The organism is Streptomyces sp. 8K308 (assembly GCF_004348315.1).
In the GTDB taxonomy this organism is placed as follows: Bacteria; Actinomycetota; Actinomycetes; order Streptomycetales; family Streptomycetaceae; genus Streptomyces.
Genome location: NZ_SMKC01000535.1, coordinates 1 through 2911 on the forward strand (window position 1 = coordinate 1; position 2911 = coordinate 2911).

A 2911-nucleotide genomic window follows, 5' to 3' on the forward strand; every position below is an offset into this window, starting at 1 on the left:
CCTCGGCACGCCGGACGTCACCATCCCCCCGCTCGTCGAGGACCTGCTCCCCAGCCTCGGCCTCGACATGAACGAGAAGTAGCCCCCGGCGGGGGGGCAGGTGCCGGCAGCGGCCCTGCCCCCGCCCGGACAGGCCCTAGAAGAACACCGACCTGCGGGCCACCAGCAGCTTGTAGAGGGTGTGCTGGATCGTCTCCCGCACCTGGTCCGTCAGTTGGAACATCAGCATCGGGTCCTCCGCCGCCTCAGGCGGCTGGTCCCTGGTCTCCAGCGGCTCGCCGAACTGGATGGTCCACTTCGTCGGCAGCGGCACCGCGCCCAGCGGTCCGAGCCAGGGGAACGTCGGTGTCACCGGAAAGTACGGCAGACCGAACAGCCGCGCCAGCACCCGGGAGTTCCCCACCATCGGGTAGATCTCCTCGGCCCCCACTATCGAGCACGGCACGATCGGCACCCGCGCCCGCAGCGCCGTCGCCACGAAGCCGCCACGCCCGAAGCGCTGCAGCTTGTACCGGTCGGAGAACGGCTTGCCCAGCCCCTTGAAGCCCTCCGGCATCACGCCGACCAACTCGCCGCGCTCGAGCAGCTCCTGCGCGTCCTCCGCGCACGCCAGCGTGTGCCCCGCCTTCCGCGCCAACTCGTTGATCATCGGCAGCTGGAACACCAGGTCCGCGCCGAGCAGCCGCAGATGCCGCTCGGCCGGGTGCCGGTCGCGCACCGCGACCTGCAGCATCAGCCCGTCCCACGGCAGCGTGCCCGAGTGGTTCGCGACGATGAGCGCGCCGCCCTCGGCCGGCACGTTCTCGATGCCCCGCACCTCGACCCGGAAGTACCGCTCGAACATCGGCCGGAGCAGCCGCAGCAGCACCTCGTCCGTCAGATCCTGGTCGAAGCCGAAGTCGTCGACCTCGTAGTCGCCGGTGAGCCTGCGCCGCAGGAAGGCGAAGCTCCGCGCCAGCGCCTGGTCGAGCCCGCCGGCCTGGCGTTCGGCGACCTTCCCGGCCAGCGCCGTCAGCGACGCCTCGCCAGCCGGCTCCTCCTCGTCCCGCGACCGCCGGCCGCCCCCCTCGCCGATCGGGCCGATCGGAATGACCTTGGCGTCAGCCATGCCGCAACGCCCCTTCCATCCGGTCAAGGGCGCGCCCCACCCGCTCGGGGGCCAGCAGCCCGGGGCCGTGCGCCGCGGCGAAGTCCGCGAACGCGTCAGCCGTCGTGTACTCCAACGGGCCGCCGAGCGCCGCCCGCAGCCGCGCCGTGCTGACCACCCGGCCGTGCACCAGGGCCCTGAACTGCTCGCCGGATATCCCGTCGACGCCGGCGGCCCGCAACAGCATGCCGAGCCAGGGCGTCAGCGATCCGGCCACCGGCACCGTGGGCCGGCCGAGTCGCCGCGCCGCCTGGGAGAGCAGCAGCACGCCGTCCCCCGCCACGTTGAACGTGCCGACGAGCTCAGGATCGCGCACCGCGGCCGCCAGCACCTCGACCGCGTCGTGCTCGTGCACGAACTGCAGCCGGGGGTCGAAGCCCAGCACCGTGGGCAGCACGGGGAGCCGGAAGTAGGCGCCGAGCGCCGACTCGGCGCCGGGCCCCAGCAGGTGCGCGAACCGCAGCACCGTCACCGCGACGTCCGGGCACCGCCGCCCGAACCCCCGCACATAGCCCTCAATCTCGGCCACGTCCTGCGCGAACCCGCCGCCCGGCTGCGCCCTCGCCGGCGCGCCCTCGGAGACGACCGCCGGGTCGCGGCTCCCGCTGCCGTAGACCTGGGTGCTCGACGCGACGACGAGGCGCCGCAGCCCCGGCACCTTCTGGCAGGCGCCCAACAGCTGGAGCGTGCCCAGCACGTTGCGCTCCTTGACCGCGGCACGGCCCACGCCGGGCGAGGCCGCGACCCCCTGGACGTCCAGGTGCACCACGGTGTCGACGCGGTACTCGGCCAGCACCGTCACGATCGACGGCTGCCTGATGTCGGCCCGCACGAACCGCAGGTCGCCGAGCGGATAGCCCGGCCGGCGCGTGTCCACGCCGACGACCAGGTCCACCGCGGGATCGCGCCTGATCTGCCGCACGAACCGCCCGCTCAACTGCCGCGCGGCACCCGTGACGAGCACGGTCCTGCCCACAAGCGCACACCCCCGCTCCACACCCCACTCCACGAACGCATGAGGCCCTCCCGTCGACACGGACGGGAGGGCCGAATCAGCGGCGCTCGCTCACTTCTTGTTGCGGCGCTGCACGCGCGTACGCTTCAGCAGCTTACGGTGCTTCTTCTTCGCCATCCGCTTGCGCCGCTTCTTGATAACAGAGCCCACGACTACCCTCGCTCACTTCGCTTACTCGGTGCGGGGCGTCCGAGCCCACACGACCTACATGGGGTCAGCCTACCGGTCACCGAGTGATACGGGTTAATCGAGGGGCGCCGAGAAGCACTGTCCCCTGTCAGGCGCTTTCCACGCCGACAAAGGACTCCCTGAGGTACTCGTGGACCGCCTGCTCGGGAACCCGGAAGGACCTTCCCACCCGGATCGCGGGCAGATGACCGGCGTGCACCAGGCGGTACACCGTCATCTTGGAGACTCGCATCACCGCGGCGACCTCCGCCACGGTCAGGAACTTGGCCTCGCTCAGAAGCCTTTCAGCAGCCATGTAACACCTGACCTTCCGCACATGTCGGACACCGGCTTCCCCTCCGGTGACTCCCTCTCGCATGTGCGCTCCTCCCCAGATTAGGGGCGGGTGATGCGAGTGGGGAAGAGGTGCCCCAACCGGCCGTTTACAACGAGCGGGCTCTTAACGTGACAGAGAAGCCCGTTTGAGCACATAGCGCGCGAGCGGTTCACCGTGGCGGGCCCGGCACGAGTCAGCGGGTGGAACCGCTGCGGAAACGCTGCCCCCCGCCTGCCCCGCGAAC

4 protein-coding genes are annotated in these 2911 nt (G+C 71.3%); all 4 read right to left on the reverse strand.

Annotated features, from left to right (window positions below; all coding sequences use genetic code 11):
- Positions 1–136 precede the first annotated feature (136 nt).
- Positions 137–1108 carry a lysophospholipid acyltransferase family protein gene (locus E1265_RS35300; protein ID WP_132935035.1) on the reverse strand — a complete coding sequence of 324 codons (972 nt, stop codon included), beginning with the start codon at positions 1106–1108 and terminating at the stop codon, positions 137–139.
- Entirely contained in the window at positions 1101–2123 is a 1023-nt protein-coding gene (locus E1265_RS35305) for an NAD-dependent epimerase/dehydratase family protein (RefSeq protein WP_132935036.1), read from the reverse strand. The genes E1265_RS35300 and E1265_RS35305 overlap by 8 nt, the downstream gene beginning before the upstream one ends.
- Before the next feature lie 90 nt (positions 2124–2213).
- Positions 2214–2312, reverse strand: a complete 99-nt coding sequence (locus E1265_RS35310) for an AURKAIP1/COX24 domain-containing protein (RefSeq protein WP_003948845.1) — start codon at positions 2310–2312, stop codon at positions 2214–2216.
- Between the two features lie 127 nt (positions 2313–2439).
- Positions 2440–2646, reverse strand: coding sequence for a helix-turn-helix domain-containing protein (locus E1265_RS35315; RefSeq protein WP_052849337.1), 207 nt, complete (start codon positions 2644–2646; stop codon positions 2440–2442).
- Positions 2647–2911: the final 265 nt, after the last annotated feature.